Genomic DNA, 17,883 nt, shown 5'->3' with positions numbered 1-17,883 from the left:
TCAAGAACTTATATTTCAAAATGAGGAGAAAGAAAAACGAGCTGCAGAATTAATTATTGCGAATGAAGAATTAGTATTTCAAAACGAAGAGAAAGAAAAGCGAGCAGCCGAATTAATTATTGCGAATGAAGAACTTGTATATCAAAACGAAGAGAAAGAAAAGCGAGCAGCCGAATTAATTATAGCAAATGAAGAACTTGTATATCAAAACGAAGAGAAAGAAAAACGGGCAAATGAATTAATTATAGCTAACAAAGAACTGGTGTTTCAAAACGAAGAGAAAGAAAAACGAGCAGCAGAATTAGTGATTGCTGATTTAGAGCTTGACTTTCAAAATGAAGAAAAGGGAAAACGAGCAGCAGAATTAGTGATTGCTGATATAGAACTTAATTTTCAAAATCAAGAGAAAAAAAGAAAAGAAATTGCCAATAAAGAACTTGAGGCATTAAGTAATTCAGCAAAGCAAGCTTCGCAATATGCAAGAAGTTTAATTGAGGCAATTGCTGACCCGTTAATAACTATTTCCCCTCTTGGTAAAATAACTGATGTAAATGAAGCATCGGTAAAAGTAACTGGAATCTCGAGAGAAAAAATAATCGGAACAGACTTTTCCAATTATTTTACCGAACCAGAAAAAGCCCGTGAAGGATATCAAGAAGTTTTTTCAAAAGGTTTTGTAGTAGATTATCCGCTAACTATAATAGACCATAAACTTACCGATGTATTATTTAACGGTTCAGTATATAAAGATGAAAAAGGGAATGTATTGGGTGCAGTGATGGTTGCTAGAGATATAACCGCACAAAAATTATTATCGAAATATTCTTTAAGTTTAATTGAAGCCAGTCGCGATCCTTTAGTAACTATAAGTATCGAAGGTAAAATTACCGATATGAATGAGGCTACTACAAACATCACAGGTTTGAGTAGAGAAGAATTAACAGGCACCGATTTTTTCGATTATTTTACCGAACCACAAAAGGCACGCGAAGTATATCAGGTAGTTTTTGCAAAAGGTTCTGTGGCCGATTCTCCGCTCACACTCCGTCATAAAAGTGGCAAACTCACCGATGTATTATTTAATGGTTCGGTATATAAAGATGACCGCGGAAATGTATTGGGTGTAGTAATTGTAGCAAGAGATGTAACAGAACAAAAAAGAATTGCAACTGAATTAATAGAAGCAAAAGTATTTGCGGAGATGGCAACTATGTTAGCCGAAGAAGCAAAAGAAAAAGCAGAGAATGCCACAAGAATGGCGGTAGACGCGGTGAAAGCGAAACAACAGTTTCTCTCAAATATGAGTCACGAAATTCGTACGCCTATGAATGCTATTATAGGTTTTACCAAGGTAGTATTAAAAACAGAATTAACTGCAAAGCAAAAAGAATATTTATCTGCTATCAAAATGAGTGGTGATGCACTAATTGTACTCATCAATGATATTTTAGATTTAGCAAAAGTAGATGCGGGCAAAATGACCTTTGAAAAAACACCTTTCAAAATGTCATCTTCTATATCGGCCATGCTGCATTTGTTTGAAACTAAAATACAAGAAAAAAATCTAGAATTGGTTACCGAGTATGATAATAATATCCCACAAGTATTGGTGGGCGACCCAGTTCGTTTACACCAAATTATATTAAACCTGGTAAGCAATGCGGTGAAATTTACCAACGTAGGAAAAATTACTGTTGGTGTGAAACTACATAGTGAGGATGATGAATGTGCAAGTATAGAATTTGCAGTTTCCGATACAGGAATAGGTATAAACGAAACTAAAATAGAAAAAATATTTGAAAATTTCCAGCAAGCAAGCAGCGGCACTTCACGCTTATTTGGAGGTACAGGATTAGGACTCGCCATCGTGAAACAATTAGTTGAATCGCAAGCGGGAAGTATTACAGTAAAAAGTAAAGTGGATGAAGGTTCTACTTTTAGTTTCATATTAAATTTTCAAAAAACAAAGGATGAAGCAGTAAATGATATGGAATTAGTAGAATTAGATAGCGAAATAAAAAACATAAAAATATTGGTGGTCGAAGATATAGCACTCAATCAATTATTGATGAAAACATTATTAGACGATTTTGGATTTGAACGCGATATTGCAGCGAACGGACGAATTGCTATCGAGAAACTTGAAAACAATAAATACGATATTATATTAATGGATTTGCAAATGCCCGAAATGAATGGGTTTGAAGCTACAGATTATATACGCAATGTAATGAAATCCAGTATACCTATAATAGCACTTACAGCCGATGTAACCACGGTAGATTTGGCAAAATGCACCGCAGTGGGCATGAATGATTATATAGCCAAACCTATTGATGAAAGATTGTTATATAGTAAAATAGTAGGCTTGGTAAAAAAGCCTCTTACCAATTTTGGATATGCTGAAGATACAGAGGGCATAATTAAAAAAATGAGATGTATTGATTTAGTATATTTGAATCACCGAACCAAATCGAATCCTGAATTGATGATGGAAATGATTTCATTGTATTTGGAGCAAACGCCGCCGTTAATTTTAGCTATGCAGGCAGGTCTGGAAAATAAAGATTGGGCCTCATTGCAATCGGCAGTGCATAAAATGATTCCCTCATTTTCAATTATGGGAATGCATATTGATTTTGAAAACATGGCCCGAAAGATTCAAGAATATGCAAGTACACAAATAGGAGCCGAAGGAATACCTGACATGGTATTGCAGCTCGCAAATGTATGCACACAAGCATGCATTGAATTACAGGAAGAATATGACGCTATTAAAAATATAAACGCATGAACAAGGATAATAAAATAAAACTTTTTTTGGTTGATGATGATGCTGTGTTTTTGAAAGGCATGGAAATTGATTTTCTGCAGCATGCCGATTTCGATATTGAAACCTATGCAACTGGCGAACTGTGCATCGAGCATTTATCAAATGGGCCAGATGTTATTATATTAGATTATCATTTAGATGGTATAGAAAAAGGTGCCATGAATGGCATGGAAGTATTAGATAAAATAAAAGAATACAATCTCGATATTCCCGTCGTGATGCTTTCATCGCAAGATAAAATAGAAGTCGCCATCAACTGTATGCACCACAAGGCATACGACTATGTTGTAAAAAGTGAAACTGCATTTATGCGTTTACAAAAAATTATCACCAATATTTTTCACTACAAAAAAATTGAAAAAGAATTGAATTGGTATATGGATAGAATGTAGTATTATTTTATCCGCCGCGGGTGGATTACATTTAGAATTTTTTATTTTTCTTGGTTCAGATGATATATTCGGGCGTTCGTTGCGGAGGCTTCAATTATTTTGTCATGTCGTCCCGCAAGCTTGCGGGAGAGACATCTACTGCTGCTTAGGTTAACATACTTATACCATTTCTTATACCAATTCTTAAACTATAATATTTCTCCGCCTGAGGCGGATTAATTTTTAGAATGGTAATGCCGAATTATATCCCGATAGCCCCGCTTAATCCCGATAATTATCGGGATGCGGGGGTATCGGGACTGTAGGGACGACCTTTATTTTCTTCACCAACATTCGCCGCGGTGAACGCCCAATCAGCCTGTGCAGATGATTTGATTTGACAACGCAGTATACGCAATGCAAGGTTTACGCCCTTCCCCCCGTGTCGGGAGGGGTTGATGTGGTAAGCCCCGCAGATTTGACAATTCTGCCAATGCACCAGCGAGGCAGCGTTGTCAAATCCAACAAAACTTATGGTATGAGTTAAAATATGTGAAATATACAATTTTTTAGTGCATAAGTGTAACAATTACCATCAGGTATACCTTCACCTTTGTAGAAGTAAGCCCGTCATAAAAATCGAGATAAATCCATACCTATTATGAAAAATATAGATCCCCAAAAAGCCACCGTGCCAGCACAGCCTGAAGTTGAAAAGGAAGTTCAAAAACAACCTACAGCACCCGATAAGCAACAACCTATTAATCATCCACCGGGTGAAACAGAAGAGCATCCTGAGCAGATACCCAGAGAACATCCACACAAAGTCAATATTCCGGCCGATGTGGTATTAGCAGCTACATTTATGATGGTACACGATTACTGCTCGCAATATGTATAATATAAACATATGCAGATTTGGCAACTCTGCATACGCAGTAGCAAGGCAGAGTTGTCAAATCTACACAGTCTGCATACACAGTAGCAAGGCAGCGTTGTCAAATCTGTAAACTAGCAAAGCAGAGTTGCCAAATCCAACCCATTTAATTAATAATAACATGACACATATACCTTCCAAAACAATTACTGCTAGTAGAAATTGGGACGCACATAAAGATAATCCCAAATCTCAGTTCTCCACATCGACTGAAACGGACTTGCCATACAAAAGTGAAAAAGCTGGTAAAGCAAAAAATGTAAAGGCAAAAGTTGGCCACACCAGTCAAGACTTACAACAATTATTGCTTCTCTTCAATCATCTCTATAGCATTAATACAAATCAGGCAAGAACGAATACCTTATAGTTTACACAATCCTTTTTTATTTCGAAACAAACGTCTTTGACTATTTATTAAAATAGTTATATCCAGTCCCCTAGTTCCACTGTTCCGTCCCGATTCGTCTGGACTGGAGCGGAACAGGAAACCACTCTGGATATTTTTTTAGCTATCATATATTAAATCCAACTAGTGCCATGACCATTTTAATGACCCTTCTGATTAGCATACTTTTAATTTCCGTCCTGGCAATTTTTATTGTAGGATTGTCATATATCATTTTTGATAATTTCAGAAAAGAACAAGCAGCTATTTATAACTTTGATAAACACTTCATCGGGTTATGATAAGTATAAAAAAAGAAGGTATCATCCTTTTAAAAACTATTTTACCGTTTGAAGACGATGGCGTGTTGAATCCGGCAATTATGCAAGAAGGTAAAGTGGTTCACATGTTTTACAGGGCTGTACGCAAAGGAAACTATTCCACCATTGGATATTGCAGACTGGACGATCCATTAACTGTGGTCGAAAGGCATGAAAAGCCCATACTTAGCCCCGAATTTGAATATGAATCGCATGGGGTGGAAGATCCTCGGATTGTAAAAATTGAAGATGTATATTATCTCAGCTATACCGCTTACGATGGCGTAAATGCGATGGGGGCTTTGGCCACCTCGACCGATTTAAAACACTTTGAAAAACAGGGTATGATTGTGCCACAATTTACCTACGAAGAATTTAAATGCTTTGCTGAAAGTAATGCCGAGCTTAATCAAAAATATGAGCGTTTTCATTTACACAACAATATAAAAAACAACCCGGATAAAAAGATGTTGCTTTGGGACAAGAATGTAATTTTCTTTCCCCGAAAAATAAAAAATAAGTTATATTTCCTTCACCGTATCCGACCAGATATACAGATTGTATCCGTAGATAATATACAAGAACTCACAAAAGAATTTTGGAAAAAATATTTTCTGCATCTGACTGACAATATCGTGCTTTCGCCAAAGTATAAACATGAAGTAAGTTATGTAGGTGGCGGATGCCCACCAATAGAAACAGCACATGGGTGGTTATTAATATATCATGGTGTGTGCGATTCTACTTCAGGATATGTGTATTCGGCCTGTGCCGCATTGTTAGATTTAGAAAACCCAGGTAAAGAAATTGCTCGTTTGCCTTATTCATTATTTAGTCCCGAGTATCAATGGGAATTGCGAGGGGAAGTGAATAATGTAGTTTTCCCTACAGGCACTGCCCTTTTCGGCGATACCTTATATATTTATTATGGGGCTGCCGACGAACAAATTGCTTGTGCATCTCTAAGTTTAAAATCATTATTAAAAGAATTACTAAGTAATAAGATCAAATGAAATGAAAAATATAATTTTATACAACACCAATAAAGAAATATTTCTTTACCAAAAGTTATATAATTATGCATACCCTGTTGTTAAGAGTAATATAGTAAAGAATAAAAAAATAATAGCGATCAATAAGCCAGATTCAGCTTTGCCGGAAATTCTTTTCCTCACTACTTTTCCTCCCCGAGAATGTGGTATAGCGACTTATAGTCAGGATTTGCTCCATGCTATACAGGATAAGTTTGGGAAATCATTTTCGTTGAAAGTATGTGCTCTCGAAAAAAAGGAGCAAAATTATATATATTCCGATGAAGTGAAATATGTGTTGCAAACTTCAGAATTAAAGCCATATCTTGATTTAGCTCAAAAAATAAACATAGACAAAAACTTGAAATTAGTTTTTGTACAACACGAATTTGGATTGTTTGGCGGAGAATATGGGGATTATCTTCTGAGCTTTCTTGCAATGGTAAATAAGCCTGTCATCACAACTTTTCACACGGTGTTGCCCAACCCTAATATATATAGGAAAAGAGTAATTCAAGACATTGTTGCTCTTTCAAAAAGTATAGTGGTAATGACAAAAAATGCAGCCAATATTTTAGAAATAGAATATGAGGTTCCTGCAGAAAAGATAGAAGTCATTCACCATGGGACACACTTACTGTCATCATTTGAACATATAGAAAATACAATTAAAAATCATTTGGGCGACAGGTTGGTGCTTTCTACTTTTGGTTTGCTCAGTTCGGGCAAAAGTATTGAAACGGCTCTCGATGCACTTCCTGCCATTGTTAAAGAATTTCCCAATTTAGTATATCTTATTATAGGTAAAACACATCCGGAAATTGTAAAACAAGATGGAGAAAAGTATAGAGAATTTTTGCAAGAAAAAGTGATACAACTCAATTTACAGAACCATGTAGAATTTATTAATAAATATTTACCGCTGAACGATTTGTTGGCATACCTTCAACGCTCCAATATATATCTTTTTACTTCCAAAGATCCGCACCAAGCTGTTAGTGGCACATTTGCTTATGCCATGTCGTGCGGGTGCCCCATTATTTCTACACCTATTCCGCATGCCTCCGAAATGTTGGATAATGGTGCTGGAATTATTGTTGATTTTCAGAACCCCGAACAACTTGCAAATGCAACAATACATTTACTTTCCAATCCCGATTTATTGCAACAAATGAGGTTAAACGGACTGCATAAAATATACCCGACTGCTTGGCAAAATTCCGCCATCGCACATGTAGAATTAATTTATAAATATATAGCTGTTGAAGTTCCTTTGAAATATGAAATTCCGCATATTTCATTGAAACATATCATTCGCATGACCACGAATGAGGGGATGATACAATTTTCGGCCATTTCCAATCCCGATATTGATACAGGTTATACCATTGACGATAATGCCCGTGCCTTGATTGCTGTTACCAAACATTATAAACTTACTGGCGACCACACCAATTTAAAACTTATTAATACTTATCTCAGTTTTATCATATTCTGCCAACAAAGTGATGGGAATTTTTTGAATTATGTAGATCACGAAGGAAGATACTATGATAAAAATCATGATGAAAATCTGGAGGATTCAAATGGAAGAACAATATGGGCATTGGGAGAATTTATTTCGCACAGGAATTTATTTCATATTGACCTCATAAACAAAGCCGAATGTGCTTTGAATAAATCACTTAAACATATCATTGGATTGCATTCTCCCAGGGCCATTGCATTTGCTATTAAAGGATTGTATCATTATAATATGGTGAAGAATGATGATAATATCAAACAGATTATTATTACCCTAGCCAATAATTTGGTTTCAAAATACAAGCAGGTATCCGATGGCACTTGGAAATGGTTCGAAGAATATCTTACTTATGCCAACAGTGTGTTGCCAGAATCACTGCTATATGCTTACAAAAGTACAGGTAACCCATTATATAAGAATATTGCCAAGCAGTCATTCCATTTTTTACTATCTATTATTTTCAAAAACGAAAAAATTAAAGTAGTATCAAACCAAGGCTGGCACCTGAAAGGGAAAATTTCCCATAGTTTTGGAGAACAACCTATTGATGTTGCTTATACTATTTTAGCACTAAGCCTCTTCTATGATACCTTAAACGACAGAACCTATTTGGATAAAATGACAACTGCTTTTAATTGGTTTCATGGTAATAACCATCTCCATCAGATTGTGTACAATCCGAGTACGGGCGGCTGTTACGATGGATTGGAAGAAAGCCATATTAATTTGAATCAGGGAGCTGAATCAACTTTAAGCTACCTCTTGTCCAGATTAACCATTGATAAATATTTTATACAATCGCAAGAATTAGCAGTCATCATGGATTGCGAAGCAGCACAATATAAATTGGTATAATACCAATCGTGTTTTAAAATATGTGATTCATGTAATATATTTTCAAACTTATATAAGATGCTATTATGTATCTGTATAGACCTTTGTGGTATAGCAATTCAGTTATACAATTAATTAAAATTAAACAAATGTCTAGTTCAAACGAAAACCAAAAGGGTATTGAAAACCACAAAAAAATAGCTTCGCATTTAGAGGCAGCGGCACAGCATCACTTAGCAGCAGCTAAGCACCATGAAGATGGTGAACACGATAAAGCAGCTCAAAGTACCATTAAAGCTCAAGGCCATTTCACACTCGCTCGCGATGCCCAAAAAGAAGACGTAAGGCATCATGCATTAAATGTGATTTAAGCACTCTTTTAAAATTCCAAATCGGCATTCCAAAATTTTCAAACTTTTGAAATGTTTAGAAGTTATACTATGTACAGCAGCGAGACCCAAAAATTGGGAAAATTAAAAATATTAATCGTAGAAGATATTCCTTTCAATCAACTTTTAACTGAGACTACTTTGCACGATTTCGGTTTTGAAACGGATATAGCAGAGAACGGAAGAGTTGCCATCGAGCTACTAGAGCAAAATCATTATGATGTCATTTTGATGGATTTGATGATGCCCGAAATGGACGGCTTTGAAGCCACTAGGTTTATACGCACCGAAATGCTACCGCCCAAATCAACGACTCCTATTATAGCATTAACGGCTGATTTGAGTGTAGGAGAAATGGACAAATGTATAAAAGTAGGAATTGACAAATATATTTCCAAGCCATTTAACCCAACTGAATTATTGAATAAAATTTCCTTATTGGTTAATAAAATGAGGACAACAGCAGAAGTCAAAATATGTAATTTAGATTACCTGAAAAGCCTCTCGCCCAATAATCCGAAATTTCTGCGAGAGTTGATTCAATTGGTCTTAACCCAAACACCGCAATATATATCAGAAATGAACCAATGCTTAGCTGCATATAATTGGGATGGGTTTCATAGCAATGCACATAAATTAAGACCTTCGGTTGATTTTTTAGGAATGCCCATCGGTATTTCACATGCTGCCAAACTTATGGATGAGTATGCGGCCAATAGACAATATCTTCATCTTATACCCGATTTGTTCCTCAAAGTTGATCATGCATTTCAACAGGCTTACAGAGAATTGCAAATCGAACTAAAAAACCTTACTCCGCTAGCTATTGGAGCATAACAGCGACACATTAATTTCTAATTTTATTAGAATAAGAACTTGCTTTTTCAAATATGGAACAAGTGATATATATAAAGTTTTATTATATATATGTAATACCCTATAGTATATAAATACGCACCTTTGTAGTATAATATATAAAGAAAAAACAATAATGAAAAACTCAACAAAAAAAATGAAAACAAATCAAATTACCATATTATTGGCAGCAATAATATTCTTCTCTGTTAGCTCTTGTAAAAAATATTCTGACGGTCCACTCCTTAGTTTACGTTCAAAAACAGAACGTGTTAGTAATAACTGGAAAGTAGGTCAGGCTTATGACGGCGACAGTGATGTTACTGGTTCTTACAACAAATATGAACTAGACCTTACCAAAACTGGTAGTGCAAGTCTTACTGCTAATTACAAAATTATTACTGTCGATTACGATTATACTACAAAAGGTACTTGGGCATTTGTGAGCAACAAAGATAAAATATCTTTCGACTTCGACAATAATAATGCCGATGGAGTGTATGAGATTTTAAGATTAAAAGAAGATGAAATGTGGTTAAAAAGAGAGAGTGATAAACTAGAATTACATTTTGTTCCAAGATAAGATAAAGTTAGATTAGATTGCTAAAATCGGAGGATTATATGATATATAGTTCTCCGATTTTTTTTTGCAAGACCATAGGAACGACTTCCTATATATATTATATATTGGCGTTTAAAACCCCTGCGGGTGGCCTTTTGGTAATACAAAAATACTGTAACAAACTCATCCCCCCGCAAGCTTGCCAGGCTTTCGGGACCACCTTTGTTTTGTTAACATAATGACCTGCCCCGAAGGGTCGGGACCATAAAGAGACTGTTGGAATCGAAGACGGCATTCTGTATCACGGACTACCAATTTTCCAAAAGTTCTAAACTTTTGGAAAATTATTCCTAAATCTGTGAAATATATAACATTTTATAAACAAAGTGTAACAGTTTATTTTGAATATGCACTCAAATTTGCAATATAACAATTCAGTTATAAATCTAAACTTAATATAAAATGAATACCACAGAAATTAAAGGAAACTGGAATGAGCAGAAAGGAAAACTCAAGCAGAAATTTGCAACCTTAACAGACAATGACCTACTATTTGCAGAAGGAAAAAAAGATGAAATGCTAGGTAAAATTCAGGTTAAACTTGGCAAAACGAAAGAAGAATTGCATAAGATTATTGAAGGTTTGTAGCATCAAGTTTTATAAAAGCATTGTTTATTATATTTACAATTGAATAATGCTTTTATTGCGAGAATAGTATTTATTAACAGACAAGCACTTTAAACCTACCCTGAAAAAATGATAGTAGGATATATTATATTTATGATTGCTATAGTGGTAAATACACTATTCAAATACAAATAGCAATTGATACTCTTTTCTTTAGGTATAGGCATAAGATTCATAGGATCAGGCATTGATTTTCTAACTAATTTCAAAATAATTAAATACATAAAATAATGGAAACTTCAGAAATAATTACCCAAACAAAATGGGAAATCGATTTATCGCATAGCGAGATTGGTTTCAAAGTAAAACATTTGATGATTGCCAATATAAAAGGTGTATTTAAGGAATTTGGAGCGAACATATATACACATGAAGCAGATTTCATGACTTCTGAAATTGATTTTTGGATAAACCCAGCATCTATTGATACAGGCGATAAAAATCGTGATGAACATTTAAAAGGTTCAGAATTTTTTGATGTCGAAAAATATAAACAAATTTCTTTTATCGGCAACAGTTATCCCAATGCAGCAAACGATGGGTATGAATTGTATGGAGAACTCACCATTAAAAATATTACCAAACAAATAAAGTTGAATATTGTATATGGGGGCTTAATGAAAGACCCTGATGGAATTGAGAAAGCAGGTTTTTCGGTTACGGGACTTATAAACCGTAAAGATTGGGGCTTGAACTGGAATACCATATTAGAAACTGGCGGCTTGCTATTGAGCGACGGTGTGAGAATAGATTGTGAAGTTGAATTAACAAAAGAAGAAAATACTTTCTAAGAACAAATTTTGTTATAGCAAAGAAAACGCTATATATATTTGATAGAATTATTTATTTGTTTAAAAATTTCAGAAGTGTTATCTATAAGTAAAAGAAAAAAAACCTTTTAAAATATTTTTAGTTGAAATAGGTTCTATATCAAGTTTTGCGGCAAGGTTTTTTAAAGAAGCCTTTAAAACAAGATTTGAATTTGCGGAATTATTTCGGCAGTATTTTTATATAGGGAATAGATATCGTAACGCCAGTAGTTGTTACAAGCCTTAATAAGAGGTTTGGTTATTACAATTCAGTCTCACCCAGCCTAGGAAGATTTCGGCACAGAATCATGGCTCCCCGCTGCGAAGTTGATACTGATTTCGGTGCTGCTGATATTTTATTCTTTTCTTCTAGTATGAGGAGAACAGATGTCATCTCCCCGATTACTGAATCTCAATAAGTGAATTATGTAACTTATTTACAGAATTATATAATACTTGATTTGAGTACTACATTCATATTTGCAGTATAATAATTCAGCTATATTTTAATAAAACAATATTATGAGCAACTTGCTATATTTTATCGCAGTAATACTTATCGTAGCATGGGCTATAGGCTTTTTTGCATATAGTGCAACAGGAATCATTCACATACTTTTAGTGATTGCAATTATTGCAGTTTTACTTAGGGTAATCAGTGGCAGAAGTGCAGCTTAATTTCAAATAAATAAGTCAAACAATACTAAAATGGGAAATAAAATGGAAAGTTCAAATAGTAAAGGAAAAGTAATTGCTACCTTATTGGTAGGAGCATTTGTGGGAGCAGCATTGGGAGTTTTATTCGCACCTGACAAGGGCAGTAACACCCGCTGTAGATTGATGTGCGGCAGGAAAAATTCATCATGCCTGGATGACAAAATGGATGATGAAGCAAAATTTGCGAAACAAGAAGCAGAGGCTGTGCAGCAGCATAACTAGTAAATGTATATCAGTATATAATTCATAAACTTAAAGTAATAAACACTAAAATGAAACACATTAAATTAAAAAACGTAATGGCGATTGCAATTGCATTTGTATTTGTAGGTGCTGCATCAGCCAATGATCCCATTAAGCATACACAAACTTTATATAGCCCCACGTCCATTAAAAGTGGAAAAGATGCCAATCCATTCAGAAAATCGGAGTACGGAATTCGTTATATGCCCACATTTGCGGCCTTCGATTTTAGAACCTATAATGGTGACATCGTGCAAGGTTCATCAACATTGAGCCATGGTTTTGGATTGATGATGGGACTAGATTTTAATAGACATGTTGGCTTTCAAGGAGAGCTTGATTATTATAAACTTTCTCAAGCTTATAGCGACCGCACAGCAAGTCATAGAATAGATATAAGTTATATAAATTTTCCTTTAATGCTCTCGTTAAATACTAGCAAAGCTATGAAGTTTAACTTAAATGTAGTTGCAGGTCCGCAGATTGGATTCAATGTAGGATCAAGTATTCAAACTACTGGTGGAGATAATAGCGATTCTTTGAAGGCAATGATTGCAGTAAGAAAAGGCGACTTTGGTTTTGCCTTCGGAACGGGCTTAGAGGTCGCTCTTAATCCAGCAAAAACAATACGCTTCGATATAGGATATCGTGGATTTTATGGTCTAGTAAATATGGCAGGTACGTCTAGTGGAAACGATAGCTATAATGTTATGATAAAAACTTCAAGAAAAACCAATGCAGGATATATCGGGTTCACCTTTTTATTCTAAAATAATTTTTAAATCAAATAAACAATCAAATTAAATAAATTACAATCATGAAAAATTCAAACAACACAACAGGAAAAGTAATCGGAGCATTGGTAGTAGGCACTATAGTAGGAGCAGCTATCGGAGTTCTATTTGCCCCTGACAAAGGAAGTAAGACACGTGGCAAAATTGCTACAGGTGCGAAAGATTTAGCGGAAGATCTCAAAGAAAAAATGATAGATGAAGCTAAAGCTCTACGCAAAAAAGCTGCACATCTTGAAAGTATGGCCGAAGATAAATTGCATGACTTAGCACATAGTGTTAAACAAAAAGTAGATGCTGTAAGAGCATAATTAATTTAATATATATAATCTTTATTTAATTTTAAAAAAAACATAACCATCATGGAAAATTCAAACACTACAGTAAAAGTAATCGGTGCATTAGTTGCTGGGGCTCTTGTAGGAGCTGCACTCGGCGTTTTATTTGCTCCTGACAAAGGAAGCAATACCCGTAACAAACTTGTTAGCGGAGCTAAAAATTTGGCTGACGACCTCAAACAAAAAATGAAGGATGAAGCCAATAGCTTACGCAAAAAAGCGGAAAATATGGAAGATACAATTGAGGATAAAGTGCATAGTATGGATCATAATGGCAAAACCAAAGTTGATAATACAGTAAAAGCATAGTTAATATATAATGAAAAAATTAACAATTATATTATTATTCGGATGTTTTCTGAATTTTAACAGTCACGCTCAAAAAACATATTCTCCTGAAAAGTACGGAAAGACCTTGAATCTTGGTTTGGGAATAGGATATTATGGATATACCAACCATTCAATGCCAGTGCTACATCTTAATTATGAATTTGACGTTGCTAGGAATTTTACCTTAGCCCCGTTCATTAGTTTTTATACCTATCAGCAGAATTATTATTGGGGAAATCCCAATAAACCTCATCAGTATTATCTATATCGTGAAACTGTAATTCCTGTTGGAATTAAAGGGTCTTACTATTTTGATCAACTTTTGCAAGCTGGTGCCGATTGGGACTTCTATTTAGCAGGTTCACTGGGCGTTGCTATCAGAAAAGTTACTTGGCAAAATGGGTATGAAGGAAATAAGTATTTATCTAACAGCCCATTGTTCCTTAGTTTACACTTGGGTGCAGAGTATCATATAAACAGAAGAGTAGGATTGTTTTTGGATCTTTCTACAGGTGCTTCTACTGTTGGTCTAGCTATTCATTAATTATAATATTTATATACATTCTACTTGTAATATAATAAATAAAATCTAACTACCACCAATGATAGACCAAGAAAAAATTGATGAGCTAAGCAATAGTTTAAAAAAATACGTAAATACAAATTACGAATTATTTAAACTAGAAGCAAGTGAAAGATCCTCGGTGATTGGTTCTGGCTTAATTAGCAATCTTATTGTGTTTATAGTAGGACTTTTGTTTACCATTTTTCTTAGCGTTGGTGTTGGCTTATATCTCTCCTATAGAATGGGCGATAACTATTCTGGATTTATAATAGTTGGAGGATTTTATTTTCTATTATACCTTATACTAATGATTGGGAAAAAGAGTATGCTCGAAAATCCTATACGTAATATGATCATCAGGAAAATATTTTCTAAATAATTAGCACACAGTTATCAAATGTCAGAAATCGATAATACAGAAATCACCAACCATACGGATTTAGCATTGCGTATTATGCATCTGAAGTCTGAGAGATTTGATCAAGAAACGGAGCTTAAACATACCGCTAAGGAATTTGTATATCATCTAAGCCCTATCAATATGCTCAAAGGGTCTATACGCGAACTGGCAAGCGACAGAGAGGTGCAACGCGATTTGACCAAGGTGGGAATCAATATGGGTACCCATTTTATCATAGATAAAGTATTGGGAAAAAATAGAAGTATCAAAGGTTTTCTAAGTTCACTATTGGTGGGAAATATTGCCTCTTCACTTATAAGTAACAATATGCCAAAAATAATTTCAGGTATCAGTAAATTGGTACACCGGAAACCAGAACATGAAAATCAGGAATAATAAATATATAATATAAAAAATAAACATGAAAAAAGTAAACACACGCAAAATCCATATGGCTATAGGGATGAAATTGGCTTTCGTTGGATTTGCCACAACAGCTATAATTGTTGGCTGTACTTCTTCTACTGAAAAGAAGCAAGAAAAAGTAGAGCAGGCAAAAGAAAATTTAGTAGAAGCTGAACAAGAATTAGAGGAATCGCGTTTGGATTCGATTAAGGAGTATGCAGCTTACAAAAGTGAAACAGAAGCCCAACTATTGGAAAACGACCGCCAGATTGCTGTACTTAGAGCGAAGTTAAAAACAAAAAAGGAAGAGGTACGGATACAATATGAAAAACAGATAGTGGAATTCGATCAAAAAAACACGGAACTAAAAGCTGAAGTAAAAGAATATAATACAGGGGCAAAAGGAAAGTGGAAAGAATTTAAACAAAATTTTAACAGAAAAATGGACGACCTTGGTAAATCAATCTCAAGGATGGCTGAAAAGAATATGGAAAAGGAATAATTTTTTATTTTGATAAATCACAGTAGAACGTCTGCCTATATTTAGGCAGAACCGTTCTTCTGTTTTTTTAATCTTTTATTAATTCAATTATGAAAACAACTATACCATCAAAACAATATATCGGCCTTTTAATAGTAGGCTTCTTTTTTTCTTTTGCAATTTGCTCATGCTCTTCTACTACTGCCAATAATAGTGATGTGTTAGCAAATGAGAACAGACCGTCCACCGAAATTATAATAGCAGACATGGCATTTTCGCCAGCTATTGTTACCATTGCCAAGGGCACTAAAGTGAAATGGATAGACAAACAGGCTTTGATGCCGCATACAGTAACATCAAACACAAAGGGATTATTCGATAGCGGAAATATGCATAAGAATGATACTTTCTTATTTACTTTTAACAATTCAGGAACCTACACTTATTACTGTAAGCATCATGACAAGATGCAAGGGAAAATAGTTGTAGAATAATATATATATATATGCCTTCTATAGCTGCAGTATCAAAAATCGATCTTCCTTATAAAGTTGAACAACAAAAAGTGAAGGAATATGCAAAAGAATTGTTTTTGCAAGATTTTCCACAAACAGAAAGATTAATACATGTTTTCGATCACACAGAAATTAAATTTAGAAATTTTTGTAAGCCACTGCATACTTATGCTACGCAAAATAGTTTTGAAGAAAACAACAAAGAATATATACGCTGCTCACTGGAGTATTCTATACAAGCAATAGAAGAATGTTTAGCGATATCTAATATTAGTAAGAGTGATATTACAGACATCATTTTTGTTTCATCTACAGGTCTAGCTACGCCAAGTTTAGACGCATTAATAATTAACAAATTAAAATTACACCCGCACATCAATCGTATGGCAATATTTGGCTTGGGTTGTGCTGGGGGCGTATCGGGCATGGCAAAGGCCAATGCAGCAGCTAAGGCAAATCCAAACGCAATAGTTTTATTGGTTACTGTTGAGTTATGTTCCTTAACATTTTTGAGGAATGATTATAGCAAAAGCAATTTTGTTGCCTCTAGTTTATTTTCCGATGGAATAGCAGCCTGCATCATAGAAGGCGATAACTATAAAACCAATGACCAGATTTCAATAATAGCATCATGTAGTAAATTATATAATGATTCGCTGGATGTGATGGGCTGGGAGTTCTTAGACACTGGCTTTAAAGTGCTATTCTCTCAGGATATTCCTACAATAATCAACAATAATATAAAAGAAGATATTATCTATTTTTTGGCAAAACAAAATTTGGAACTAGGAGATATTAAAAATTTTGTCTTTCATCCAGGTGGCAAAAAAGTATTAGAAGCGTATAGCAACGCATTGCCAGTAGCAGGTGATTTTTTAAAAACTACACGTGAAACTATGAATAACTATGGCAACATGTCTAGTGCTACTGTGCTATATGTTTTGGAAAGTTTTTTACGAGAGGGGTTTACCAATGGTTATGGATTAATGGTGGCAATGGGGCCAGGTTTTTCAAGTGAAATGGTATTGTTAGAAATGTATAAAAGTTAGGCTATGTATTTCACTGTTTTCATATCATTTTTTATTGCACTTCGATTGTGCGAATTAATTATTGCCAAAAGAAATGAAATTTGGCTCCGCAAAAATGGTGCAGTAGAGTATGGACAAAAGCATTATCCGTTTATGGTGCTGCTCCACCTGCTTTTTATTGTTTCATTAATAATTGAATATAGATTTAATGGTACCGAAAAAGTAAATTATTCTTTGTTGATTTTGTTTTTGGTATTGATATTAGTAAAAGTACAGGTAATAAATTCTTTAGGGAAATATTGGAATACCAAGATATTTCGCATACACAGTGTCCCACTGGTGAGAGCAGGACTCTATAAATATTTTAAACATCCAAATTACTTTATTGTGGTATGCGAAATTTTGGTCGTCCCGCTCATATTTAATTTGTATACTACAGCAATTATTTTTTCATTTCTTAACGCTATTATGTTAAGTATACGTATTAAAGAAGAAAATAGAATCATAAATTTATTTTGATAGTTATATAAAA

Annotated in this window: 23 protein-coding genes; all 23 read left to right on the top strand. The window is 34.4% G+C overall.

The features are described 5' to 3' along the window. On the top strand, nt 1-2,794 hold a 2,794-nt coding region (locus tag SGJ10_07400), incomplete at its 5' end, for a PAS domain S-box protein (GenBank protein MDZ4757947.1). Further along, on the top strand, nt 2,791-3,225 hold the full coding sequence (locus tag SGJ10_07395) for a response regulator (GenBank protein MDZ4757946.1): 435 nt from the start codon (nt 2,791-2,793) through the stop codon (nt 3,223-3,225). The genes SGJ10_07400 and SGJ10_07395, both read left to right, overlap by 4 nt. 640 nt (nt 3,226-3,865) lie before the next feature. After that, nucleotides 3,866-4,105, top strand: coding sequence for a hypothetical protein (locus tag SGJ10_07390; protein MDZ4757945.1), 240 nt, complete (start codon nt 3,866-3,868; stop codon nt 4,103-4,105). Nucleotides 4,106-4,262: 157 nt separating this feature from the next. Beyond that, on the top strand, nt 4,263-4,508 hold the full coding sequence (locus tag SGJ10_07385; GenBank protein ID MDZ4757944.1) for a hypothetical protein: 246 nt from the start codon (nt 4,263-4,265) through the stop codon (nt 4,506-4,508). A gap of 316 nt (nt 4,509-4,824) precedes the next feature. Continuing rightward, nucleotides 4,825-5,859, top strand: coding sequence for a pesticidal protein Cry7Aa (locus SGJ10_07380; GenBank protein ID MDZ4757943.1), 1,035 nt, complete (start codon nt 4,825-4,827; stop codon nt 5,857-5,859). Nucleotide 5,860: 1 nt separating this feature from the next. Further along, the gene (locus SGJ10_07375) at nt 5,861-8,257 is read left to right on the top strand and encodes a glycosyltransferase (GenBank protein ID MDZ4757942.1); all 2,397 of its coding nucleotides are present in this window, start codon (nt 5,861-5,863) and stop codon (nt 8,255-8,257) included. A gap of 128 nt (nt 8,258-8,385) precedes the next feature. Continuing rightward, nucleotides 8,386-8,607, top strand: a complete 222-nt coding sequence (locus tag SGJ10_07370; protein ID MDZ4757941.1) for a hypothetical protein — start codon at nt 8,386-8,388, stop codon at nt 8,605-8,607. Between the two features lie 51 nt (nt 8,608-8,658). Further along, nucleotides 8,659-9,462 (top strand): response regulator, encoded by an 804-nt coding sequence (locus SGJ10_07365; GenBank protein ID MDZ4757940.1) that lies wholly within the window; start codon nt 8,659-8,661, stop codon nt 9,460-9,462. Between the two features lie 154 nt (nt 9,463-9,616). Next, nucleotides 9,617-10,063 (top strand): hypothetical protein, encoded by a 447-nt coding sequence (locus tag SGJ10_07360; GenBank protein ID MDZ4757939.1) that lies wholly within the window; start codon nt 9,617-9,619, stop codon nt 10,061-10,063. A gap of 441 nt (nt 10,064-10,504) precedes the next feature. Next, nucleotides 10,505-10,690 (top strand): CsbD family protein, encoded by a 186-nt coding sequence (locus SGJ10_07355; GenBank protein ID MDZ4757938.1) that lies wholly within the window; start codon nt 10,505-10,507, stop codon nt 10,688-10,690. 269 nt (nt 10,691-10,959) lie between these two features. Beyond that, on the top strand, nt 10,960-11,520 hold the full coding sequence (locus tag SGJ10_07350; protein MDZ4757937.1) for a YceI family protein: 561 nt from the start codon (nt 10,960-10,962) through the stop codon (nt 11,518-11,520). 540 nt (nt 11,521-12,060) lie between these two features. After that, nucleotides 12,061-12,216 carry a lmo0937 family membrane protein gene (locus tag SGJ10_07345; GenBank protein MDZ4757936.1) on the top strand — a complete coding sequence of 52 codons (156 nt, stop codon included), beginning with the start codon at nt 12,061-12,063 and terminating at the stop codon, nt 12,214-12,216. A gap of 30 nt (nt 12,217-12,246) precedes the next feature. Further along, nucleotides 12,247-12,477: a YtxH domain-containing protein gene (locus SGJ10_07340; GenBank protein MDZ4757935.1), complete on the top strand. Its 231-nt coding sequence runs from the start codon at nt 12,247-12,249 to the stop codon at nt 12,475-12,477. Nucleotides 12,478-12,527: 50 nt separating this feature from the next. After that, nucleotides 12,528-13,268 carry a porin family protein gene (locus SGJ10_07335; GenBank protein ID MDZ4757934.1) on the top strand — a complete coding sequence of 247 codons (741 nt, stop codon included), beginning with the start codon at nt 12,528-12,530 and terminating at the stop codon, nt 13,266-13,268. 47 nt (nt 13,269-13,315) lie between these two features. Further along, complete coding sequence (locus SGJ10_07330; GenBank protein MDZ4757933.1) at nt 13,316-13,600, top strand: YtxH domain-containing protein; 285 nt, start codon at nt 13,316-13,318, stop codon at nt 13,598-13,600. A 51-nt stretch (nt 13,601-13,651) separates the two neighbouring features. After that, nucleotides 13,652-13,936, top strand: coding sequence for a YtxH domain-containing protein (locus SGJ10_07325; GenBank protein MDZ4757932.1), 285 nt, complete (start codon nt 13,652-13,654; stop codon nt 13,934-13,936). Between the two features lie 10 nt (nt 13,937-13,946). Beyond that, nucleotides 13,947-14,501, top strand: a complete 555-nt coding sequence (locus SGJ10_07320) for a hypothetical protein (GenBank protein ID MDZ4757931.1) — start codon at nt 13,947-13,949, stop codon at nt 14,499-14,501. Nucleotides 14,502-14,559: 58 nt separating this feature from the next. Beyond that, nucleotides 14,560-14,901, top strand: a complete 342-nt coding sequence (locus SGJ10_07315) for a phage holin family protein (protein MDZ4757930.1) — start codon at nt 14,560-14,562, stop codon at nt 14,899-14,901. Between the two features lie 18 nt (nt 14,902-14,919). Further along, a complete protein-coding gene (locus SGJ10_07310; protein ID MDZ4757929.1) occupies nt 14,920-15,318 on the top strand; it encodes a hypothetical protein in 399 nt (132 codons plus the stop codon). 25 nt (nt 15,319-15,343) lie between these two features. Beyond that, nucleotides 15,344-15,829 carry a hypothetical protein gene (locus SGJ10_07305; GenBank protein MDZ4757928.1) on the top strand — a complete coding sequence of 162 codons (486 nt, stop codon included), beginning with the start codon at nt 15,344-15,346 and terminating at the stop codon, nt 15,827-15,829. Nucleotides 15,830-15,918: 89 nt separating this feature from the next. Continuing rightward, a complete protein-coding gene (locus tag SGJ10_07300; GenBank protein MDZ4757927.1) occupies nt 15,919-16,302 on the top strand; it encodes a cupredoxin domain-containing protein in 384 nt (127 codons plus the stop codon). 11 nt (nt 16,303-16,313) lie between these two features. Then, nucleotides 16,314-17,372, top strand: coding sequence for a 3-oxoacyl-[acyl-carrier-protein] synthase III C-terminal domain-containing protein (locus SGJ10_07295; protein MDZ4757926.1), 1,059 nt, complete (start codon nt 16,314-16,316; stop codon nt 17,370-17,372). A 45-nt stretch (nt 17,373-17,417) separates the two neighbouring features. Next, nucleotides 17,418-17,870: an isoprenylcysteine carboxylmethyltransferase family protein gene (locus SGJ10_07290; GenBank protein MDZ4757925.1), complete on the top strand. Its 453-nt coding sequence runs from the start codon at nt 17,418-17,420 to the stop codon at nt 17,868-17,870. The last annotated feature ends 13 nt before the right edge of the window (nt 17,871-17,883 follow it).

This window comes from Bacteroidota bacterium (genome assembly GCA_034439655.1).
Lineage (GTDB): Bacteria > Bacteroidota > Bacteroidia > UKL13-3 > UKL13-3 > CANJUD01.
This window is presented reverse-complemented; position numbering and strand designations above follow the sequence as displayed.

What these genes read in the sequence shown, in the direction of transcription:
- SGJ10_07395 (MDZ4757946.1), top strand. Translation starts at nt 2,791, where the DNA reads ATGAACAAGGATAATAAAATAAAACTTTTTTTGGTTGATGATGATGCT.
- SGJ10_07390 (MDZ4757945.1), top strand. Translation starts at nt 3,866, where the DNA reads ATGAAAAATATAGATCCCCAAAAAGCCACCGTGCCAGCACAGCCTGAA.
- SGJ10_07385 (MDZ4757944.1), top strand. Translation starts at nt 4,263, where the DNA reads ATGACACATATACCTTCCAAAACAATTACTGCTAGTAGAAATTGGGAC.
- SGJ10_07380 (MDZ4757943.1), top strand. Translation starts at nt 4,825, where the DNA reads ATGATAAGTATAAAAAAAGAAGGTATCATCCTTTTAAAAACTATTTTA.
- SGJ10_07375 (MDZ4757942.1), top strand. Translation starts at nt 5,861, where the DNA reads ATGAAAAATATAATTTTATACAACACCAATAAAGAAATATTTCTTTAC.
- SGJ10_07370 (MDZ4757941.1), top strand. Translation starts at nt 8,386, where the DNA reads ATGTCTAGTTCAAACGAAAACCAAAAGGGTATTGAAAACCACAAAAAA.
- SGJ10_07365 (MDZ4757940.1), top strand. Translation starts at nt 8,659, where the DNA reads ATGTTTAGAAGTTATACTATGTACAGCAGCGAGACCCAAAAATTGGGA.
- SGJ10_07360 (MDZ4757939.1), top strand. Translation starts at nt 9,617, where the DNA reads ATGAAAAACTCAACAAAAAAAATGAAAACAAATCAAATTACCATATTA.
- SGJ10_07355 (MDZ4757938.1), top strand. Translation starts at nt 10,505, where the DNA reads ATGAATACCACAGAAATTAAAGGAAACTGGAATGAGCAGAAAGGAAAA.
- SGJ10_07350 (MDZ4757937.1), top strand. Translation starts at nt 10,960, where the DNA reads ATGGAAACTTCAGAAATAATTACCCAAACAAAATGGGAAATCGATTTA.
- SGJ10_07345 (MDZ4757936.1), top strand. Translation starts at nt 12,061, where the DNA reads ATGAGCAACTTGCTATATTTTATCGCAGTAATACTTATCGTAGCATGG.
- SGJ10_07340 (MDZ4757935.1), top strand. Translation starts at nt 12,247, where the DNA reads ATGGGAAATAAAATGGAAAGTTCAAATAGTAAAGGAAAAGTAATTGCT.
- SGJ10_07335 (MDZ4757934.1), top strand. Translation starts at nt 12,528, where the DNA reads ATGAAACACATTAAATTAAAAAACGTAATGGCGATTGCAATTGCATTT.
- SGJ10_07330 (MDZ4757933.1), top strand. Translation starts at nt 13,316, where the DNA reads ATGAAAAATTCAAACAACACAACAGGAAAAGTAATCGGAGCATTGGTA.
- SGJ10_07325 (MDZ4757932.1), top strand. Translation starts at nt 13,652, where the DNA reads ATGGAAAATTCAAACACTACAGTAAAAGTAATCGGTGCATTAGTTGCT.
- SGJ10_07320 (MDZ4757931.1), top strand. Translation starts at nt 13,947, where the DNA reads ATGAAAAAATTAACAATTATATTATTATTCGGATGTTTTCTGAATTTT.
- SGJ10_07315 (MDZ4757930.1), top strand. Translation starts at nt 14,560, where the DNA reads ATGATAGACCAAGAAAAAATTGATGAGCTAAGCAATAGTTTAAAAAAA.
- SGJ10_07310 (MDZ4757929.1), top strand. Translation starts at nt 14,920, where the DNA reads ATGTCAGAAATCGATAATACAGAAATCACCAACCATACGGATTTAGCA.
- SGJ10_07305 (MDZ4757928.1), top strand. Translation starts at nt 15,344, where the DNA reads ATGAAAAAAGTAAACACACGCAAAATCCATATGGCTATAGGGATGAAA.
- SGJ10_07300 (MDZ4757927.1), top strand. Translation starts at nt 15,919, where the DNA reads ATGAAAACAACTATACCATCAAAACAATATATCGGCCTTTTAATAGTA.
- SGJ10_07295 (MDZ4757926.1), top strand. Translation starts at nt 16,314, where the DNA reads ATGCCTTCTATAGCTGCAGTATCAAAAATCGATCTTCCTTATAAAGTT.